Origin of the sequence: Mesorhizobium sp. M0659 (assembly GCF_040320605.1) — a bacterium.
Taxonomy (GTDB): domain Bacteria; phylum Pseudomonadota; class Alphaproteobacteria; order Rhizobiales; family Rhizobiaceae; genus Mesorhizobium.
This window is the reverse complement of sequence record NZ_JAMYPY010000022.1, coordinates 28,824-47,913: the sequence shown is the minus strand read 5'-3', so window position 1 is coordinate 47,913 and position 19,090 is coordinate 28,824. Positions and strand designations below refer to the sequence as shown.

Annotated in this window: 16 protein-coding genes; 7 read left to right on the top strand and 9 right to left on the bottom strand. The window is 62.5% G+C overall.

Annotated features, from left to right (window positions below; translation table 11 throughout):
- Window positions 1-23: 23 nt before the first annotated feature.
- Window positions 24-1,919, bottom strand: a complete 1,896-nt coding sequence (locus tag NKI31_RS26445; protein ID WP_352652937.1) for a peptidylprolyl isomerase — start codon at window positions 1,917-1,919, stop codon at window positions 24-26.
- A gap of 147 nt (window positions 1,920-2,066) precedes the next feature.
- Here NKI31_RS26445 and tpiA point away from each other — a divergent pair, with 147 nt between their 5' ends.
- From tpiA to NKI31_RS26420, 5 genes are all read left to right on the top strand, one after another.
- The gene (tpiA, locus tag NKI31_RS26440; RefSeq protein WP_023671052.1) at window positions 2,067-2,837 is read left to right on the top strand and encodes a triose-phosphate isomerase; all 771 of its coding nucleotides are present in this window, start codon (window positions 2,067-2,069) and stop codon (window positions 2,835-2,837) included.
- 196 nt (window positions 2,838-3,033) lie between these two features.
- A complete protein-coding gene (secG, locus tag NKI31_RS26435) occupies window positions 3,034-3,519 on the top strand; it encodes a preprotein translocase subunit SecG (protein ID WP_352652936.1) in 486 nt (161 codons plus the stop codon).
- Between the two features lie 201 nt (window positions 3,520-3,720).
- Window positions 3,721-4,839: a L,D-transpeptidase gene (locus NKI31_RS26430; RefSeq protein ID WP_352652935.1), complete on the top strand. Its 1,119-nt coding sequence runs from the start codon at window positions 3,721-3,723 to the stop codon at window positions 4,837-4,839.
- Window positions 4,840-4,993: 154 nt separating this feature from the next.
- Window positions 4,994-6,631, top strand: coding sequence for a CTP synthase (pyrG, locus tag NKI31_RS26425; RefSeq protein WP_081725397.1), 1,638 nt, complete (start codon window positions 4,994-4,996; stop codon window positions 6,629-6,631).
- Window positions 6,632-6,656: 25 nt separating this feature from the next.
- Window positions 6,657-7,202, top strand: a complete 546-nt coding sequence (locus tag NKI31_RS26420; protein WP_352652934.1) for a DUF1697 domain-containing protein — start codon at window positions 6,657-6,659, stop codon at window positions 7,200-7,202.
- 104 nt (window positions 7,203-7,306) lie between these two features.
- On the opposite strand, the gene NKI31_RS26415 is transcribed toward NKI31_RS26420, so the two are convergent.
- The 5 genes from NKI31_RS26415 to NKI31_RS26395 all read right to left on the bottom strand — a co-directional run bounded on the left by NKI31_RS26415 (window position 7,307) and on the right by NKI31_RS26395 (window position 14,943).
- Entirely contained in the window at window positions 7,307-8,764 is a 1,458-nt protein-coding gene (locus tag NKI31_RS26415) for an NCS1 family nucleobase:cation symporter-1 (protein ID WP_023688556.1), read from the bottom strand.
- A gap of 200 nt (window positions 8,765-8,964) precedes the next feature.
- Entirely contained in the window at window positions 8,965-9,753 is a 789-nt protein-coding gene (gene otsB / locus NKI31_RS26410; RefSeq protein ID WP_352652933.1) for a trehalose-phosphatase, read from the bottom strand.
- A complete protein-coding gene (locus NKI31_RS26405; RefSeq protein WP_352652932.1) occupies window positions 9,750-11,531 on the bottom strand; it encodes an alpha,alpha-trehalose-phosphate synthase (UDP-forming) in 1,782 nt (593 codons plus the stop codon). Before NKI31_RS26405 ends, otsB begins: the two co-directional genes overlap by 4 nt.
- 144 nt (window positions 11,532-11,675) lie before the next feature.
- On the bottom strand, window positions 11,676-13,838 hold the full coding sequence (locus NKI31_RS26400; RefSeq protein WP_352652931.1) for an amylo-alpha-1,6-glucosidase: 2,163 nt from the start codon (window positions 13,836-13,838) through the stop codon (window positions 11,676-11,678).
- Between the two features lie 43 nt (window positions 13,839-13,881).
- Window positions 13,882-14,943 carry a glycosyltransferase family 4 protein gene (locus NKI31_RS26395; protein ID WP_023724402.1) on the bottom strand — a complete coding sequence of 354 codons (1,062 nt, stop codon included), beginning with the start codon at window positions 14,941-14,943 and terminating at the stop codon, window positions 13,882-13,884.
- Here NKI31_RS26395 and NKI31_RS31870 point away from each other — a divergent pair.
- Window positions 14,929-15,435: a DUF982 domain-containing protein gene (locus NKI31_RS31870; RefSeq protein ID WP_502899201.1), complete on the top strand. Its 507-nt coding sequence runs from the start codon at window positions 14,929-14,931 to the stop codon at window positions 15,433-15,435. The genes NKI31_RS26395 and NKI31_RS31870 overlap by 15 nt on opposite strands.
- 185 nt (window positions 15,436-15,620) lie before the next feature.
- A complete protein-coding gene (locus NKI31_RS26385; protein WP_023672685.1) occupies window positions 15,621-15,779 on the top strand; it encodes a hypothetical protein in 159 nt (52 codons plus the stop codon).
- A gap of 598 nt (window positions 15,780-16,377) precedes the next feature.
- Here NKI31_RS26385 and NKI31_RS26380 read toward each other — a convergent pair.
- From NKI31_RS26380 to NKI31_RS26370, 3 genes are all read right to left on the bottom strand, one after another.
- Complete coding sequence (locus tag NKI31_RS26380) at window positions 16,378-16,578, bottom strand: hypothetical protein (RefSeq protein WP_081725396.1); 201 nt, start codon at window positions 16,576-16,578, stop codon at window positions 16,378-16,380.
- Window positions 16,579-16,580: 2 nt separating this feature from the next.
- Window positions 16,581-16,766: a hypothetical protein gene (locus NKI31_RS26375; protein ID WP_023688550.1), complete on the bottom strand. Its 186-nt coding sequence runs from the start codon at window positions 16,764-16,766 to the stop codon at window positions 16,581-16,583.
- A gap of 647 nt (window positions 16,767-17,413) precedes the next feature.
- Window positions 17,414-18,886, bottom strand: a complete 1,473-nt coding sequence (locus tag NKI31_RS26370; protein WP_352652930.1) for a protein adenylyltransferase SelO — start codon at window positions 18,884-18,886, stop codon at window positions 17,414-17,416.
- Between the last annotated feature and the right edge of the window lie 204 nt (window positions 18,887-19,090).

Sequence of the window (19,090 nt, the reverse complement as noted above, 5' to 3'; positions counted from 1 at the left end):
GACGTTCATTGGGCTAAGGCCATTCATTGGGCGAGGGCTTGGGAAACGGCGGCCTGGTCGACGCTGACGGCGTACTGCGTCTGCAACTGCGCCACCAGCTGGTCGAGCAGATCGTCGGACATGCCTTGCGTGAAGGATTTTTGCGCATCGTCGGGTACCGAGCTGGCGTCGGCTCCGGCCGGCTCGAACACTTCGGCGACCTTGAACAGGATCTGGCCGTCGCCGATGGGCGAGGGGATCAGCCCGGTGCCGCCTTCGCCGACCCCGAACATCGCAGCAGCACCCTCCTTGCCGAAATCGACATCGTCGGCCTCGCGCTTCACGCCGCGCTTGGTCTGCTTTTCAAGCTTCAGTTCGCCGGCGATGACGTCGAGTGTGGTGCCAGCCTTGAGGCGCTTGTCGAGTTCGTCTGCTTTCGCGGTCAGCCGCTTGGTCGTTTCCTCTGTCGTCCAGTCCGCCACCACGCGCTGGCGGACTTCGTCCAGCGTGCGGTCGCGAGCCGGCGTGATCGATGTCAGTTCATAGAACACGAAGCCGTTGTTAGGCGTGGTCAGGGCTTGATTCTCGGTGTTGGGCTCGGCCTCGAACACCGCCTTGATGAGGTCCGGCGATGCCGGCAGGTCCTTGATGATGGTGCCGTCCGGCTTGAGGCCGGTGCGGTCTATGGCCTCGACGGTAACGTCCTTGAGCTTGAGTTTGGCGGCGGCTTCGGCCAGCGTGCTGCCGGCGGCGCGGGTGTCTTCGTAATTGTCGTGCACGTCGAGCAGGATGCGGCTTGCTTCGCCAAGCGCCAGATCCTTGCGGATCTGGTCTGACACTTCCGCCAGCGGCTTCACCGTCTCCGGTTTGATCTCGGTAACGCGCAAAAGCACCGGACCGAACGCGCCCTGGACGACCGGGCTGACTTCGTTGACGGCAAGCGCGAATGCGGCATCGGCGACCGCCTTGTCGGTGATCTTATCCTTGGAGAGCGTGCCGAGCAGCGTGTCGGCCGGGGTCTTGCCCTGCGCGGTGACGATCTTGTCGAAAGTGGCGCCCGTCTTCAGCGAATCGGATGCCGCCTTGGCGGCGTCCGCGGAAGGAAACACCAGCTGTTCGATGGTGCGCATTTCCGGCGTGGTGTAGCGGCCCTTGTTCTTGTTGTAGTCGTCGCTGACCTGCTGGTCGGTCACGGCGCTGACATCCATGATGTCTTCGGGCTCGAGCCGGACATAGGAGAATTTGCGGTATTCTGGCGCCGCGTAGGTTTTCTTGTTGGACTCGAAATAAGCCTGAAGCACGCTGTCGGAGGGGGCCTCGATCGGTTCGACCAACGCCTTTGGCAAGATCAGATAGTCGATGGTGCGGTCTTCGCCCCGATAGAGCGCAACTGCCTTGAAGAAGGTGTCCGGAGCCTTGAGGCCGTCCGAAACCGCTTCGACGATCTGCTGGCGCACCGCCACCTGAGCCCGGTTCTTCAGATAATCCTCCGGCCGCATTCCCAGTTCGCGCAGCCGGGATTCGAACAGCCGGCGGTCGAACTGGCCATTCGGGCCCTGGAAGGCGGGTTCCTGCCGCGTCAGTTCGGCCAGCCTGTCCTTGGAGAAGCCAAGCCCGAGCTTGCGCGCCTGTTCGTCGAGGACGGCGCCGGACACCAACTGAGCCAGCACCTGGTTGTCGATGCCATAGGCCTTGGCCTGGTCGCGGCTGATGCGCTGGCCGATCTGCTGTTGCAGCATGGCGATCTGGCGATCGTAGGCTAGGCGGTACTCGGTGATCGACACGGTGGTGCTGCCGGCGGTGATCACCGCATGATGGCCGGCCAGGAAGCCGCCCGTCATCCGCGTGGTGACGCCCCAGGCAAGGAAACTCAACACCAGCAGCGACAGCAGGGCTTTCGCGACCCAGGTCCCTGCCGCGCTTCTTAATATACCAAGCATTGTTACTTCCGATTTTTGCGCAGTTTTGCGTGCGCCCGAGTCTGAAACAAGCGCAATAGCGCCCTTCCGGCTCACTGTCGATTGCTTTGTGGCCTGATTTTGATAGGGAGGGCGAGACCCCAATGTCGCCCGGAGAACCAGATCCCCATGACGCCAGGAATTCGACCGCTCGTTGCCGGCAACTGGAAAATGAACGGCACCAGCGCTTCGCTGAACGAGCTCAGGATGATCGGCAACGGCTTCATGAGCGGGCTCGACGCCGAGACCGAAGCATTGGTCTGCGTACCGGCGACCTTGCTGTCGCGCGCCGTCGAAATCCTGTCGCGCACGCCGGTGCGGGCTGGTGGCGAGGACTGCCACATCAAGGAAAGCGGCGCCTTCACCGGCTGTGTCTCAGCCGAGATGCTGAAGGATGCGGGCGCCAGCCACGTCATTGTCGGCCATTCCGAGTGCCGCGAACAGCGCAGCGAGGACGATGCCATCGTCCTCGCCAAGGCCTCGGCGGCGTGGCGGGCAGGGCTCGTCGCCATTATCTGCATCGGCGAGACCAAGGCGGAGCGCGAAGCGGGCACAGCACTCGACGTGTTGTCGCGGCAGGTCGCCGGCTCGGTGCCACCGAGTGCAACGCCCGCCAACACCGTTATCGCCTACGAGCCGGTATGGGCTATCGGCACCGGCCTGACGCCGACCGCCGAAGACGTGGCGGAGGCGCACGCACATATCCGCCAAAAACTGGCGGAAGCGCTCGGCGCAGCCGTGGCCGGCAAGATGCGCATTCTCTATGGCGGCTCGGTCAAGGCGTCCAACGCAGTCGAACTGCTGGGCGTCAAAAACGTCGATGGCGCGCTGGTTGGCGGCGCCAGCCTGAAGGCGTCCGACTTTCTCGCCATCGCCGAGGCATACCAGAATATCGCATAGGCCCCGGAATTTCGTTGCCGACTAGTTCGGTCATAGACTTATGAACGCAGCAGTTCGGCGGAAATCGTTGCAAAGGGCGCATTGCTTCCCATATTCCGGCCACGGGCTTGGAAATGCCGTTAAAGCATTGTATGGAGCCGCCTCAAAATCACCGGCCCTGATCGCCAGGGAGCGGCAGGGCTTGCCAGGATAAAATATGGAAACCGTACTGATCGTCATCCATCTCATGGTCGTGCTCGCCCTTGTCGGCGTGGTGCTGCTGCAACGCTCCGAAGGCGGTGGTCTCGGCATTGGCGGCGGTTCCGGTTTCATGACCGCGCGTGGCGCCGCCAATGCGCTGACGCGGGCGACGGCGATCCTGGCCGCCGCCTTCTTCGTGACGTCGCTGACACTCTCGATCGTTGCCCGCTATGGCGAAAAACCGATCGACATTCTCGACCGCGTGCCGGCCGACAGCGGCAACGGCGTGCTCAATCAGTTGCCCGGCACGACGGCGCCGACGCCGCCTTCGGGCAACACCGCACCGGCCGCGCCCGCGGCCAACGGCGCCGCCACGCCGCCCGCCACCACGGCCCCGGCGACGGCTCCATCTCCGGCGACGCCACCTGCAACCGATTCGGCTGCGCCGCCGGCTACCAATGGCGTTACCTTGCCGGTCACGCCGCAGGTTCCGAACCAGTAGTCGGTAGGGTCGGATGCCGCGATCTGTTGTTGTTTCAACACAGTCGCGGCAAATGGCACACGATCACGAAGATTCGACCGCACCCCGTGCTTGAGGCCCGTACGCCACTTCGATTATAGATTGCCGGCGGCACTTTCTGCGCCCTTGGGGGGCGCCGGGCGACGCCGTGGGCAACAAGCATTGAACGATCGGATCTTCGCCATGCAGCTTCGCAGCTTCATTTTCATGGGGTTTTGTGCCGTATTCGGCATGAGCTCCGCGGCCTTCGCCGGCACTCCGGCAATGACCTCACCGCAGGCGGTTGGCAAAACCGCTGTCATCAACGTCGCCGCCAAGAGCGATGCGACGCAGCTGAAGCTTCTCAAGAAGAAGAAAAACCCGAGCCCGGATGATCTGGCTCAGATCAACAAGCTCGAAGACAAGATCGCCGCCGACAGGGATCTCGCCCGCGTCAAGGCGCTCGAGGCCCGCAAGCTGGCGATGCGCGATGCGGCGAAAGCCAGGGCCGATGCCCAGCGCCAGGCGTTCCTGGCAAGCAAGGGCAAGCCGGTCGTGGTTGCCGACGCCAAGCCAGGCAAGAAGACCACCAAGATCATCGCTCCGGTTGACCCGATCGCGCCGATCGAGCCGATCGAATCGGCTGAACCGCTTCCGGCCGAAGCGATGAATATCGCGCTGACCGGCAACAATGGCGAATTGCGCAGCGAGGCCCCGGGCCAGAAGCCGACGAGTGGCGGACTGTTCGCCGGCCTGTTCGGCGGCACGTCCTCTGCCTCGTCGATTGCCTATCTCCCCGAAACGCGCGCGCTCGACCAGGCTCTCGCCAAGCGGCAAGCCAAGAAACAGTTCAAGGTGAAGCCGGAATTCGTGCCGCAGGACGTCGAATTCAGCGGCTATGAGCCGGGTACGATCGTCATCGATACCAGCGCGCGCCGCCTCTACCTCGTCGAATCGGCTTTCACCGCCCGCCGCTATGCGATCGCGGTCGGCCGCGAAGGCCTGCAGTTCAAGGGCAAGGTTGCCGTTGGCGACAAGCAGGAATGGCCGCGCTGGATCCCGACGCTCGACATGCAGAAGCGCGAACCCAAGCATTATGGCCAGTACAAGGACGGCATGCCCGGCGGCGGCCAGAACCCGCTCGGCGCCCGCGCCATCTATCTCTACGACGGCAAGAAGGACACGCATCTGCGCATCCACGGCACCATCGCGCCGCAGTCGATCGGAACCAGCGCCTCCAATGGCTGCTTCCGCATGATCAACGAGCACGTCATGGACCTCTACAGCCGCGTCAGGGTCGGCACCAAGGTCGTCATCATCTGACGCTTTCACAAACCTGCCGAAAGGGCCGGCTTTTGCCGGCCCTTTTGTTTTGACCAAAACACCGGTCTCGAACCTCGGGACTATCGCGCCTTCTCTGGAAAAAACCTCAGCGGCGGTTTTTTCTCTGGCGGAATCAATTCGGCCGCGTTAAGCGATGACTCCCATGGCGCGATATGTATTCATCACAGGCGGCGTGGTTTCCTCACTTGGAAAAGGCATCGCTGCAGCGGCCCTTGGGGCTCTCTTGCAGGCGCGAGGCTATCGCGCACGCATCAAAAAGCTCGATCCCTATCTCAATGTTGATCCCGGAACGATGTCGCCTTACCAGCATGGCGAGGTTTTCGTCACCGATGACGGCGCCGAGACCGATCTCGATCTTGGCCATTACGAGCGCTTCACCGGCCGCTCGGCCAATCAGCAGGACAACATCACCACCGGCCGCATCTACAAGAACATCATCGAGCGCGAACGGCGCGGCGACTATCTCGGCGCCACCGTGCAGGTCATTCCGCACGTCACCGACGAGATCAAGAATTTCGTCCTCGACGGCAATGACGACTATGATTTCGTGCTGTGCGAGATCGGCGGCACGGTCGGCGATATCGAGGCGATGCCGTTCCTCGAGGCGATCCGCCAGCTCGGCAACGATCTGCCGCGCAACAACGCCGTCTATGTCCACCTGACCTTGATGCCTTACATCCCGACGGCCGGCGAGTTGAAGACCAAGCCGACCCAGCATTCGGTCAAGGAACTGCGCGGCATCGGCATTGCGCCCGATATCCTGCTGGTCCGCGCCGACCGCGCTATCCCCAAGGAAGAGCGCAGAAAACTGTCGCTGTTCTGCAATGTGCGCGAGAGCGCCGTCATCCAGGCGCTCGACGTGCCCCACATCTATGACGTGCCGATGGCTTACCACAAGGAAGGGCTCGATTCGGAAGTGCTGGCCGCCTTCGGTATCGATCCGGCGCCGAAGCCGCGCATGGAGCCTTGGCAGGCCGTGTCCAACCGCATCCACAATCCGGAAGGCGAGGTGACGATCGCCATTGTCGGCAAATACACCGGCCTCAAGGATGCCTACAAATCGCTGATCGAGGCTTTGTCGCATGGCGGCATGGCCAACCGCGTCAAGGTCAAGCTCGACTGGATCGAGAGCGAGATTTTCGAGAAGGAAGACCCGACGCCGTGGCTGGAAAAGGTGCATGGCATCCTGGTGCCCGGCGGCTTCGGCGAGCGCGGCTCGGAAGGCAAGATCCTGGCGGCGAAATTCGCCCGCGAGCGCAAGGTGCCGTATTTCGGCATCTGCTTCGGCATGCAGATGGCCTGCATCGAGGCGGCGCGCTCGCTGGCCGGCGTCGAACACGCCTCGTCGACCGAATTCGGTCCGACCGACGAGCCGGTCGTCGGCCTGATGACCGAATGGCTGAAGGGCAACATGCTGGAGAAGCGCCGCGAAACCGGCGATCTCGGCGGCACCATGCGGCTCGGCGCCTATCAGGCTGAACTCGCCAAGGGTTCGAAGATCGCCGACATCTATGGCGACACCCAGATTTCCGAGCGCCATCGCCACCGCTACGAGGTCAACATCGACTACAAGGAGCGGCTTGAGGATTGCGGCTTGGTGTTTGCCGGCATGTCGCCCGACGGTGTGCTGCCGGAAACCGTCGAATATCCCGACCATCCCTGGTTTATCGGCGTCCAGTATCACCCGGAACTGAAGAGCCGGCCGCTCGAGCCGCATCCGCTGTTCGCCAGCTTCATCTCGGCCGCGGTGGATCAGTCGCGACTGGTCTAGGGCCACGGGCGGGGTTTCGCAGTTGATGCAGACCTATGTTGCGCTGCTCTACAGCATTATCCTTGGCGAAGGCCGCCGGGTCGTCATGGCCGACCTCAAGGCGATGGCTGAACAGCTTGGGCTGAAGAACCCGCGCACCCTGGTGGCGACCGGCAATCTGGTCTTCGAGACACGGGCGACCGGCATCGCCAAGCTGGAACAGCAGTTGGAAACGGCCTTCGAAAAAACCTTCGGCCGCAATGTCGTCATCATCGTGCGCACTGCCGAGGATTGGCTGAAACTTGCCGCCGGCAATCCATTCCCGGCCGACTCTGCCGAGGCAGGCGATCAGGTGGCTGTGCGGGTGATGCGCAAGCCGGCGCCAGCGGATAGTGTGGCCGCGCTCCAGGCCTATGCCGCCGGGGACGAGAAGGTGGCTTCGGTCGACGGCGACATCTGGGTCGTCTTTTCGCGCGAGCGGCCAAGCTCGCGGCTGCTCGCTGCCATGAACCACAAGCGCATGGGCATCGGCACCGCACGCAACTGGAACACGGTGCGGAGGTTGGCTGAGATGGTAGGGAGTAGGGAGTAGGGAGTAGGGAGTAGGGAGTAGGGAGTAGGGAGTAGGGAGTAGGGAGTAGGGAGTAGGGGTTATACTATTCCCTACTGACTACTGACTACTCCCTATCTCTCATTTCACGCCTTCGCCGTCCTGGCCCCTGCGCCAAGGGCGGCGGTGCGAAGGACGTAGTAGATGACCCCTGCAATGCCGACGCCGAAGAACCAGCCATAAACGCCCCACCATGCCGGTAGCAGGTTCGTGAAGTTCGGCAGGACCGAGGAGAAGATGGCGCCGATGCCGGCGGCTATGAAGGCGTTGACGTGCCAGCCGCCCTGGAAGCGGAACTCGCCATCTTCGCGGTACAGTGCCTCGACATCGACCTCGCCCTTCCGGATCAGATAGTAGTCGACCATCATCACCCCGAAGATCGGCCCCATCGTCGCGCCGATGACGTTGACGAAAGATGCGGCACTGCCTTCCCACGGCGCGAAGGGATAGAGCACCAGCGCGATCACGGCCGCGATATAGCCGCCCTTCTTGAAGTCGATCTGCCGGGGAAAGACGTTGGAGAAGTCGAAGGCCGGCGAGACGAAGTTTGCCACCACATTGATGCCGAGCGTCGCCACGGCAAAGGTCAGGGCTGCAAGCGCTGCCAGGAACCAGCTGTCGAATTTCGCCGAGATCTGGTCGGGATGCAGCAGCACTTCGCCATACACATCGAAGGCAGCGATGGTGGTCACGCCGGCGACCAGCGAGAACAGGATGAGATTGATCGGCAGGCCCCAGATATTGCCCTTGCGCAGCGATGCCTTGTCTGGGGCATAGCGGGCGAAATCGCAGAAATTGAGATAGAGCGCCGAGAAATAGGTGACCCAGATCGCCGCCACCGCAAACAGCGACGTCCAGGAGCCGGGGGTTCCGGGTACGCCGGCATCCTTTGTCTTGTCGAGCAGCACATCCATCGGGATGTCGCTGGTAAAGGCAAATCTCCCGGATTTTACACAGAGATAGATCGCCAGGATCAACATCATCACCCACACCGCCGGGCCGGCCCAATCCTGGAAGCGGCGCACCGTTTCCATGCCGTTCTGGATGATCAGCAATTGCAGTGCCCAGATGACCACAAAACAGATCACTTCCAGACCCGTATGGCCGAGGAAATGCGTGTTGGCGTTGAAATCGGCGAACCATTGCGAGCGGATCAGCAACGCCACGATCGCGCCCGATGCCGCTGCCGTCTGCGCGCCGTACCAGAAGCAGGCGACGATGGCGCGCACCAGGGCCGGAATGTTGGCGCCCCAGATGCCGAAGGACGCGCGCGCCAGCACGGGGTAGGGCACGCCGGTCTTCACGCCGGCATAGCCGACCATGTTCATCAGCGCGTAGATGATCAGCGAACCGATGCCGATGGCGATGATGAAATTGACGAAGCCGCCGCAAAACAGGAACAGGCTTGCGGCGAGATAATAGCCCCAGAGGCTGTGGACGTCCGACGTCCAGACGTTGAAGATCGAGAACGGCCCCCAGTTTCGGACTTTGGCCGGAGCCAGATCCTCATTGTATAGATCAGGTGATGCGCCTTGTATGGTCACTGCGATGTCCCTCCCTTGATGCCGCACGCGCCCTCGCGCGTCGACTGCGCAGGTTATGCCTGACGCAGGGGAACCGGCAAGCAATCCATTTGCCGGCTTTGGCCTTAAAGATATTCAATGAGAACAGCGCTTATCGATCGGCTTTTGGCGAAGGTCGGCGCAAACGCGGCGATCTTGATTCGACCCGCAGGCGGCAGGGATCAGGACGCTTTGCGGTTGAGGGCCGGTGATGCGTCGAAATTGGCGGCAAGCCAAGCTATCGCGCAGGTGACATCATCGAGCCTGTATTGGGCCACGGTCGGCCCACGCTGCTTGACCCGGATCGAGATGCCGCCGGCCTCGTTGATCGCCTCGAAACCGTTTTCGTCGGCGGTGTCGTCGCCGAGAAAGACCGGCCGGCGTCCGGCAAAGGGCGGGATTGCCATGAAACGCCGCACGGCAGCGCCCTTGGCCGCTTCGAGCGGCATGAGTTCGACGCCGGCATTGCCCGGGATAACCCGATAGCCCTTGGGAAGCTCGGTCAAAGCTTGTTCGACAAGATGCGTTGCCCTGGCCAGCAGATGCGGCGCCGCACGCGTATGGATGGCGAGGATCGGACCCTTGCGCTCGATATGAACAAGGCCGTCATCCAGTTCGGCCTCGATGGCGTCGGCAAGGGCAGCGATATCGGCGGGAGCATCCGCGGTAACGACCGGGCCGTCCGGCGTCAGCCGGTGTTCCAGCCCATAGAGACCGGCAACACGCAGCTTCAACGGATGAAACAGGCGGTCGGCGCCCTCGACCGAGCGGCCGGTGATAAAGGCGACGGCGCCGTCCAGCCGTTTGTCGACGGCGCCTAGGAGGTTGCGCAGTTCGTCGCTGACGGACACGGCGTCGGGGTGCGCGGCGTGCTCCAGCAACGTGCCGTCGATGTCGAGGAAAAGCGCCCATTGTCCTTCCGTCAGGTCGGGTGCGGTTGGCAGGCCCGGTGCTTTCGACAGGCTATTCATGACGCCACCTTCCGCATGCGGTCGAACAGTGAGACGATGTTGCTGCCGGTGTTTGCGGGCCGCTCGGCGACACTTGTCGCTCTTTCGAGGTCGCCGCGTTTGCGCAGGCGCGCTGCATCGAGCAGCATGCTGCCGGCCCAGCGAAAGACATTGTTGTCGCGCACTATTTCGCGCATCGGGCGCATGCGTTCGCGCTGTTCGTCCGGTGACATGGTCAGCGCTTGGAACAGCACCTGGCTCATCATCGCCGCGTCGTAAGGATTTACGATCAGTGCTTCCAGTAGTTCGCGCGACGCGCCGGCAAACGTGCTGAGCAACAGCACGCCCTGTTCGTCGTCACGCGCGGCGACGAATTCCTTGGCTACGAGGTTCATGCCGTCATGCAGGCTGGTGACCATGCAGATGTCGGCGGCGCGATAGATCTCATAGACCTGTTGCTGCGAATGGTGCTCAGCCACCATGACCACGGGCTTGTAGCCGTCATGACCGTAGCGCTGGTTGAGCTCGTTGGCATAACGCAGGCATTCATCGTGCAATTGCTGGTACGCCGGCAGCGTGCCGCGGCTTGGGGCAGCAATCTGCAGGAACACTACCTTGCCGATCCACTCGGGGTGGCGCGTAAACAATTCGTCCAGCGCATGGAAGCGGTCGAGGATGCCCTTGGTGTAGTCCAGGCGCTCGACGCCGACGCACAGCTTGACGTCCGCCGACAGGCCGAACCGCTCACGCAGGCGGGCGCGGCTTTCCTCGACCGGTGGCAGTTTGGCCAGGAGTTCGGCCGGCCATTCGATGGAGATGGGATAGGCGTGCACCAGTGTCGTCCGCCCGCCATACGAGATCGCGGCGTCGGCGCGCTCGATCCGGCTTTCCAGGAACCTGTCTACGCTTTCAGTGAAATTATTGGCATGAAACTGGGTGTGAAAGCCGATGATCGAGCTCCCGAGCAGTCCATCAAGAACGCGTTCGCGCCATGGGCAGATGCTGAACACTTCGGAGTTCGGCCACGGGATGTGCCAGAAGGTGATGATGATCGCCTCCGGCAGGCGCTCGCGGATCATGCGCGGCAGGAGCGCGAAATGGTAATCCTGAACCAGCACGATCGGCCGCTCATTGCGCGCCTCGGCAACCACCATATCGGCGAATTTGCGGTTGACGGCCTCATAGGCCTCCCAGTCCGAGGCACGGAAGACCGGCCGTGTGAAGGCGATATGGCAGAGCGGCCAAAGCCCTTCATTGGCAAAGCCGAGATAGTAGCCCTGATATTCGTCGTCGCTCAGCCACACGCGGCGCAGCGTATAGGACGGATTGTCCGGCGGCACCTGAACCCGATCGTTGCTATCGACCGTCAGACGATCCGCCGTTCCGCCGCCATAGGCGATCCAGGTGCCGCTGCAGGCGCGGGTGATAGGCTCAAGGGCCGACACCAGGCCGCTGGCCGGCACCAGAAGCTCGACGCCGTCGTCCTTGATGTTGTGGATATAGGGTTCTCGGTTCGAGACGACGATGACCTGCGCGTCCGGCAGGTCGTCGGCAAGTATCTTGCGCAAGGTGTCGGGCGACCAGTTCACCAGCGCCGCGTCGGGAGATTGTCCATTCTTCTCGAACTCCCGCAAAACCTTGCGCGTCGCTTCCGATGCGACGTCCTCGCCGGCAGTCGGTGCAACCGTCAAGCTATGGCTACGACGTTGCCTGGAGATCGATAACAGAACGGCTAGAATCGAAAGGCCAAGGCTTGCAAGGATCAAGACCCAGAGCAGGGCCATGCCATAATCAGTCATTCCAATTCCAACTCAATTTTGGCCGTCAGGGCCTTTTTCTTCATGGTTCGATTTGAGTGTTCGCAGCCGACGATCGCCCGTGAGAACCTGTGTTTTTCGCAACGCACAAACCCTGGGTTCGGTTCCCGTTGAAGGCCGTTCAGATCATGTCCGCACGATCAGCGGAACCAGCCCTTCATGGCGGTCGGCGAGAAAGGCGACGACGCGGTCGCCGACGCGCTGAAAGGTAAGATCGACCCTCTTTTCGCCGACACCCAGATGCCTGAGCGTCAGCGTATCGATGCCGATCGGCAAACGGGGTCGGGTCACATGGATTTCGCCGTTCCAGCCGTCGATTTCCAGACCGAGGCACGCCTGCATCAGCATGAAGGCCGAGCCTGCGGACCAGGCTTGCGGCAGGCAGGCGACGGGGTAGGCGATCGGTGCTTCACCCGGCGAGCGGGTAAAGCCGCAGAACAGTTCCGGCAGCCGCATGTTGAAGTGCACGGCGGATTCGAACGTGCCGCTCATCAGCCGCACCACGCTGTCACGCTCGCCGAACCGCGCCAGGCCGGCGCCGCACATCGCCGTGTCGTGTGGCCAGATGGAACCATTGTGGTACGACATCGGGTTGAACAGCACAGCATCGTCGGAAAGCGTTCGCACTCCCCAGCCGGAGTGGAAGGAAGCCGAAAGCAACTGGTCGGCGACCATCTTAGCCCGCGCCGGTTCGGGCAGGCCGACATAGAGCAGGTGTCCGGCATTCGAGGTGCGCACCTTGCACGGCTCTCCGGCGCCGTCGATCGCCAGCGCATAGAACCCGAGATCGTCCAGCCAGAAATCACGCTCGACGGCGATCCGCATCTCTTCGGCGCGATTTTCCCAGTGCTCGGCCTGCGCGAACTCGCCCCGGCGGCGGGCGAGAGCGGCAAGGCCCCTGAAGGCGGCGAAGACATAACCCTGCACTTCGACCAGCGCGATCGGCCCCTTGGGAATGCGGCCGTCGGCGTGGAAGACCGAGTCGAAGCTGTCCTTCCAGCCCTGGTTCGCAAGGCCGGATTCGGCAGCGCGCTGATAGGTGACGAAGCCGGTTGCGCGGCTCGCCTCTTCCGTCCACTTGGCGGCGGCGCAGAGAGACGGCCACAGGCTGGCGATGAAGTCCATGTCGCCGGTGCGCTCGGCATAGGCGCAAGCGAGGTGGATGTAGAGCGGCGTGGTATCGACGCCGCCATAGTAGCGGCCGAAGGGTAGCTCCTGCAGCGCCACCATCTCGCCCTTGCGTGTCTCGTGCATGATCTTGCCGGGCTGCGAGTCGCTGAAAGGCGATGTCTCGGTCGCCTGGTGCTGGGCGAGGAAGGCAAGCACGCCGCGCGCCAGGCCGGGGTTGAGCCATAGCATCTGCAGCGCCGAGATGACGCCGTCACGGCCGAAGGCCGTCGAAAACCAGGGGATGCCGGCATAGGGGTAAGGGCCGGTCGACAGCTCGGTGGTCAGCAAGGCGACATCGGCGCGGGCGCGTTCGACCCAATCGTTGAAGACGCGGCCCGAACTGTGCACCGTCGCGCCATGGCGGCGCTTGGCCCGCATGCCGAAACGGGCGCGCGCCGCGGCCGCCCGGAAGCGGTCGCGGTCGGGCGCTTTGGTCAGTTCCGCGCCGACCTCGACGTAAAGCATCTTGCTGCTGCGCTTGGTCACTGCGATGAGGAAATCCGCGCGCTCGGCGCTCAGCTGGTCCGGCGGCTGCGAGAACGAGATCGCCGACACCCGCGCCAGCCCGTCCAGTCCGTCATAGCGCAGCAGCACCGAGGCAGGCTCGATCTCCGCTGCATGCGCCATTCCGCGCTTCGGCCGGGTCGAACCGCGGACCTCGAACATGTCGCGGAAATCGGCGGCAAAATGCAGCGAGACGCGGATTGCCGAATGCTCCTGGCTGTAGTTGGAAAGGGTAATGCGCTCGAACAGCCGGTCCTGCCACAACAGCCTGACGCGCTCGATATGAATGGCGCCCTGCGGGATGTCGCGGCCACCGACGCTTTGCATCGGCAAATTGGTCAAATTGCTGGTGAACAGCACATTGTCTTGGCTGAGCGAGGCGCCGAGCAGCGATGTTTGCCGGCCGCCGACGGTGAGCCTGAACTCCGACAGCACCCGGGTGTCGTCACGGAAGAAACCGTCGCCCGCGCCCCTGATATCGCCGTAGGCATCGGCCACGGCAAAACAGTCGCCTTGCTTTAGGGCAAACAGCCGGTGCGGCTCGCGCGGCGCGGTTTCGTCCAGGGAGGCAAGGGCCACGGCAGGGTCGAGCTTGCGCTCGTCAAGTTCGGTCATCAGTCACAAATCTCTGTTTCGGGCTCGGAACGTCCGCCGTCGTTCACGATGCTTTCGATTCAGCCGGGGCGCCGATGAGACGCGCATAGGCAGTGAGATAGTCGCGCGCCATCCTGTTGGCGGAGAACCGACTTTCGAAGACGGCGCGCACCTTTCGCCGGTCGAGTTGCAGCAAGGCCGGCACCGCGGCGACAGCGGCATCGAGAGAATCGACGACAAATCCGGTAACGCCATGGTCGATGACTTCCGGCAACGCACCGCAGTTCCAGCCGATGGTTGGCGTACCGCACGCCATCGCCTCGATCGCGGCAAGGCCGAACGGCTCGGGCCAGTCTATCGGAAACAGCAGACCAGCGGCATTGCCGAGGAATTCAGTCTTCTCACCCTCGGCGATCTCGCCGACATAGTCGATGCGGTCGCCATCGATCAAGGGCTCGATCGTCTCATGGAAATAGGCGCGGTCATCGTCGCCGATCTTGGCCGCCAGCTTGAGCTTCATGCCCGAGCGCAAGGCGATGTCGATGGCCCGGTCCGGCCGCTTGTCGCGCGAAAGCCGGCCGAGAAAGGCAAGGTATGGTTCGCCCGCCGCCGTCTCGAAGGTCGGCTTATAGAGACCCGTCGGCAGCCCGTGATGGATGGTGGCCAGCCAATTGGCATTCGCAAGCCCGGTCTTCTGGCTGTGTGAGATCGAGATCAGCGGAAAGCGCGGAAAACGCTCATAGGCTGGCGCTAGGTCGACATAATCGAGCCGGCCATGCGGCGTCGTCACCGTCTTGTCCGGCATGGTCTCGAAGAACGAGAAATGCAGGAAATGACTGAGGTGAAAATGAATGATATCAAAGTCGTGGGCTCGGTTCCTCACATCGGCAAGCATCGCAAGATGCGCCGCCGTGTCCGATTTCAGTGGACGCGGATCGAGGCGTAGCGCGCGTTCGCGACCTGGTATCAGTCTGGCCGACGTCCGGCTGTCGCCGCTGGCGAACAGCGTCACCTCATGGCCGAGTTCGACCAGCCCTTCGGTCAGATAGGAAACGATGCGCTCGGTGCCGCCATAGAGAAGGGGTGGCACCGATTCGTGCAAAGGGGCGACATGGGCTATGCGCATGGTTTGAACGTGTCCCTCAAGGCAATCACGAGAGCGAAATGCATCAGCCGGCCTAACGTTCCGGACAAAAGCGGGCGTCGGCAACCCAAGCCCACCAGCGCAGATTTTTTTGCAATAAGCGGAACAAACGCGCCATCCGCGAATTTAGTAGGGTTGGTTCGCGCTGCGGCCGACCAGGGAGAGAACAAAATGGACCGCTTGCATTTCTTTACGCCCGTGCGCATTGCGCGCGGGCAGGGACACCCCGTCGAGGAAGTCGATAGCGTTGCCGAAGCGATGGTCTTTTTGCAGAAATGGCCATTGGGACGGCGTGGGCCTGTGTATCAGTGCGCCGTGAATTGCTGCTCCGCGGCCCTGTCGGGCAGAATGTCGGCCGAAGCAGGCAGGAAGGCGTTTACGGGCTTTGCCCGCATCACCCGGCTGCTCGATGATGACATGGCCCTGCCGATGGGCGGCGAAAGCATGGCGGAAGTCCACGCGCTGAGGCGCTAGGCGCCGGTCCAGCCATTTGGCTATTGAACACCCGGGCTTTGGCGGCGCGGGCATCATCTTTTCCGCACCGGAGTATTCCGGCGCGGCCCTTCACCTCATGGGCCACACTGTGCTTTCATGCGGCGTTTCGCATGACCGGTGGGTGACGACCATCCACAGGCGGCCCGAACGTGGAGGGGTAGACAATGCCGAGACTGATCCTGGGAACACTCGGCGCTATCGTCATCGCCCTCATCTGGGCGGTCTTTGCCAGTTTGATGGGCGCGCCATCGATCGTGATCACGGTCGGCGCGGTCGCCATTGGGGCCGGCGTCTACACCTACGTCGACCGACGCTCGACTTGACGCGTCCCCGGTCTGCCGCGCGCTCGACCAATTGCACGCCGGTGTTGACGCGCGCGGCAGTCGCGGCGGGCATTCTTCAAGGATGAGCTTGCTGGCCGCATAGGGAGCAAAGGCGCAGACCGGGCGCCACACGTCGGACTGGGCTCACCCAGAACTTGGGAGATCGTCAAAGATCTTTCCATCCGGCCAATGTAGATCGAAACGGCGAGTCCGTGGATTTGCCGTGGAACATCGTCGCCTCGAAACACTTCGGTCGTTGCACTGCCCCATCAGTGCACGTTCCCTTGTTCTGTTGGAACTTGCCGGCTGCCGAAAGGTGGCCGGCTTTTTTGTATATAAGCGGAACCTGAAATTACGGGGCTTGTTCTGGATGCGGCAGCGAGCCCCTCGCTGCTGGTCGAGGGCCGTAACCCTTGGCCGGGCCCGCATCGCTCCGCCAGTGGTGCGGGCCCACGGCCTCCGGTTTTTTCCGGGCGTCTGGACTCGCCGATCCTCACCCTGGTCCGGCTAATGCATGTCACTCAAAAAATGGCTCGGTTGTGAGACAATGACATGCACACGCGGCGCGCTTTAGCACAATCATTCACAAGGCGTGGGTTCAACTGTTGCTACCCTTCTTGGCTGGATTGTGCGAATGATGACTGTCCTTTTCACCGCCACCCCCTGAAACTCGGCTTTTGGATCGACGGTCTTCATCCGCCGGGGGTTTGTTGACCTGCAGGGGTTTTCTGGCGTTCTCGTGCGATGCGCCTGGCCCGCCCTGCCGGATCGTGTTCGGGTGTTTCTTCGATGTGGACATGATCACCGATCCTGCTGACGGCCCTGATGAGTGGTGTTGACCTTGGTGTTGGCTTGCTGCCCTTGGCGCTCCGGATCCGGCGCTCCGTGAGTGCCGTGCTGGGCATCATCGTGGCTAACCTGTCGCCCTTCTCCTCGACCCTTCTGGCTCTGGTTCTCAGGCGGCACGGGCGGCATTTTGCTCGACATCTGCATCTCCTTGGGTTGGCATCGTGACTCAAAACCGTGATCGTGGGGGGAAGTTCCGTCTGCTTCGTCAGCACCTGTGCTTTTCGGTGCCGACGGAATCTGACTCCCAACGCGGATTTCAAGGAACGGCAGCGGCCCGCCCGCGTCGCCCCGCCAGTGGGGCGGGCCTGCAATATAAATCCTAAGCCTGGGCTGCTATCGCAGTTTATTGCGAGCTTCCGGCGACTTGCGTAGCGGGCTGCAGTGGCTTTCAGGAGAGCAGCGTGTTGTACCGGTCAATTTGGAGCGACCGAAATACAGTGCTTGACCACGTTGCTGACATGGTCGGTCCCGAGTGCGGTGTCGCGCCTGGATCGCGGCAGCAGCCTCAGGTCCTATCTGCCTGCAGCTAAAACGACGTCAAAAGACCTAAGTCTCTTTGATCGCCCTCGCTGCTCGCACGAGCGATGACCAGTCAGCTCCCATGGCAGCGACAAGGTCTCGAGCATCTTCGTCTGATATTCCGGTACGGTCTACGAGCTTCCGTGCCAGCAATTCGAATGCCAATTCTATGATCGTCATAGCTCAGCCCCTACGAGAGTGCTCGTGACGATAGCTTGCTATGGGTCTTCCGCATTTGCACATGTTAAGCGACCCTCACGAATGTTTCATGTACCGCAGAATGTCTGCAGGACGCGCTCATCCGGGCGTGGCGGCTCAGCATAGCGTTCCATTCCCGGCTGCTCATTGAAGGGACGGCTGACGACCGCCAGAATCTCCTCGAACGGTCTGAAGTCGCCGCCCAACGCCGCCTGGATCATCGCCTCGATGCGATGATTGCGGGGGATGAATTTGGGATTAACGGATTGCATGGCCGCCCGGCGCGTGGCCGTGTCGGCTGCTTCGCTTGCAATGCGCTGGCGCCACCGCGCCGACCAGGCATCGAATGAGCCTGGATCCTTAAACAACTGCCGCGCCGTGCCTTGGCCGTCCGCAGCGTCGAGGTCATCGCCCAGGCGCCGAAAGCCGAGCGTAAAGTCCGCTTCGCCGTGAGCCAGCACGTCCAGAAAGTCGGCAGCGAGCTGCAAGTCGCCTTCCGCTTCGGTCAGCAGTCCGAGTTTTCTGCGGAAGCCGCGCTGCAACACAGCCTCATAGGAGGCCTGGAACGACCTCAGCACCTCTTCCGCTTCAGACACTGCTTCATTCTCGTCCGTGCTCATGAGCGGCAGCAGGGTCTCGGCAAAGCGCGCAAGGTTCCATGTGGCGACACGAGGCTGGTTGGCATAGGCATAGCGGCCGGCGCGGTCTATCGAACTGAACACCGCGCTGGGGTCATAGGCGTCCATAAAGGCGCATGGACCATAGTCGATCGTCTCGCCCGAGATCGACATGTTGTCGGTGTTCATGACGCCATGGATGAAGCCGACCAGCATCCAGCGCGCCACCAGATCCGCCTGTGCGGCGACAACGGCCTCCAGCAAAGCCCGGTACGGCCGTGCTTCCCCCGCCAGCTGTGGGAAGTGACGCCGAATGGCATAGTCGGCCAGTATCTTGAGCGCCTCGGTGTCGTGGCGCGCGGCGAAATATTGGAACGTGCCGATCCTGATATGGCTTGCCGCCACCCGTGTCAGGACGGCGCCGGGCAGCCGGACCTCGCGATAGACCGGGTCGCCGGTGAGCACCGCCGCAAGGCTTCGCGTCGTCGGAATGCCGAGCGCCGCCATCGCTTCGCTGACGACATATTCGCGCAGGACAGGGCCGAGGGCGGCGCGGCCGTCACCGTTGCGCGAGAACCGCGTGGGTCCCGATCCCTTCAGCTGGATGTCACGGCGAATGCCGTTGACGTCCACTACTTCGCCAAGCAGCAGAGCGCGCCCGTCGCCGAGTTGAGGCACGAAGTTTCCGAACTGGTGGCCCGCATAGGCCAGGGCGATTGCCTGCAAGCCTTCCGGAAATCTGTTGCCGGCAAGCATCGCCACTCCATCCGGGCTGGTAAGCTGGTCGGCATCGAGCCCGAGTTCCTCGGCGAGGGGCCGGTTGAACCGGATCAGCCGCGGTTCGGACACCGGCTTCGGATCTGTTTGCGCGAAGAAGCGCTCCGGCAGTTGCCCATAGCTGTTGCTCAGGGCGGGAAGCCCCATCTGAATGACCGGGGGTTGTTCAGCAGTCGCAGGTGACGTCATGACAAGCTGTCTCTGAAGAGGGGTTCAACAGCTCCCTTCTCGAGGAGCCTGTGTTCATTTGTGCATATAGGGACGCAACGTCGTTGGTGCCATCCGGATCCATCAGGCCGGCACGGGATACAAGCTGGGAACCACCCGCCTCGATTATCGAGGTTCGGGCTG

What these genes read in the sequence shown, in the direction of transcription:
- NKI31_RS26385 (WP_023672685.1), top strand. Translation starts at nt 15,621, where the DNA reads ATGCCGAGACTGATCCTGGGAACACTCGGCGCTATCGTCATCGCCCTC.
- secG (WP_352652936.1), top strand. Translation starts at nt 3,034, where the DNA reads ATGGAAACCGTACTGATCGTCATCCATCTCATGGTCGTGCTCGCCCTT.
- NKI31_RS26420 (WP_352652934.1), top strand. Translation starts at nt 6,657, where the DNA reads ATGCAGACCTATGTTGCGCTGCTCTACAGCATTATCCTTGGCGAAGGC.
- pyrG (WP_081725397.1), top strand. Translation starts at nt 4,994, where the DNA reads ATGACTCCCATGGCGCGATATGTATTCATCACAGGCGGCGTGGTTTCC.
- NKI31_RS26400 (WP_352652931.1), bottom strand. Translation starts at nt 13,838, where the DNA reads ATGACCGAACTTGACGAGCGCAAGCTCGACCCTGCCGTGGCCCTTGCC.
- NKI31_RS26430 (WP_352652935.1), top strand. Translation starts at nt 3,721, where the DNA reads ATGCAGCTTCGCAGCTTCATTTTCATGGGGTTTTGTGCCGTATTCGGC.
- NKI31_RS26405 (WP_352652932.1), bottom strand. Translation starts at nt 11,531, where the DNA reads ATGACTGATTATGGCATGGCCCTGCTCTGGGTCTTGATCCTTGCAAGC.
- NKI31_RS26395 (WP_023724402.1), bottom strand. Translation starts at nt 14,943, where the DNA reads ATGCGCATAGCCCATGTCGCCCCTTTGCACGAATCGGTGCCACCCCTT.
- NKI31_RS26375 (WP_023688550.1), bottom strand. Translation starts at nt 16,766, where the DNA reads ATGTCGAGCAAAATGCCGCCCGTGCCGCCTGAGAACCAGAGCCAGAAG.
- NKI31_RS26445 (WP_352652937.1), bottom strand. Translation starts at nt 1,919, where the DNA reads ATGCTTGGTATATTAAGAAGCGCGGCAGGGACCTGGGTCGCGAAAGCC.
- NKI31_RS31870 (WP_502899201.1), top strand. Translation starts at nt 14,929, where the DNA reads ATGGGCTATGCGCATGGTTTGAACGTGTCCCTCAAGGCAATCACGAGA.
- NKI31_RS26370 (WP_352652930.1), bottom strand. Translation starts at nt 18,886, where the DNA reads ATGGGGCTTCCCGCCCTGAGCAACAGCTATGGGCAACTGCCGGAGCGC.
- NKI31_RS26380 (WP_081725396.1), bottom strand. Translation starts at nt 16,578, where the DNA reads ATGTCCACATCGAAGAAACACCCGAACACGATCCGGCAGGGCGGGCCA.
- tpiA (WP_023671052.1), top strand. Translation starts at nt 2,067, where the DNA reads ATGACGCCAGGAATTCGACCGCTCGTTGCCGGCAACTGGAAAATGAAC.
- otsB (WP_352652933.1), bottom strand. Translation starts at nt 9,753, where the DNA reads ATGAATAGCCTGTCGAAAGCACCGGGCCTGCCAACCGCACCCGACCTG.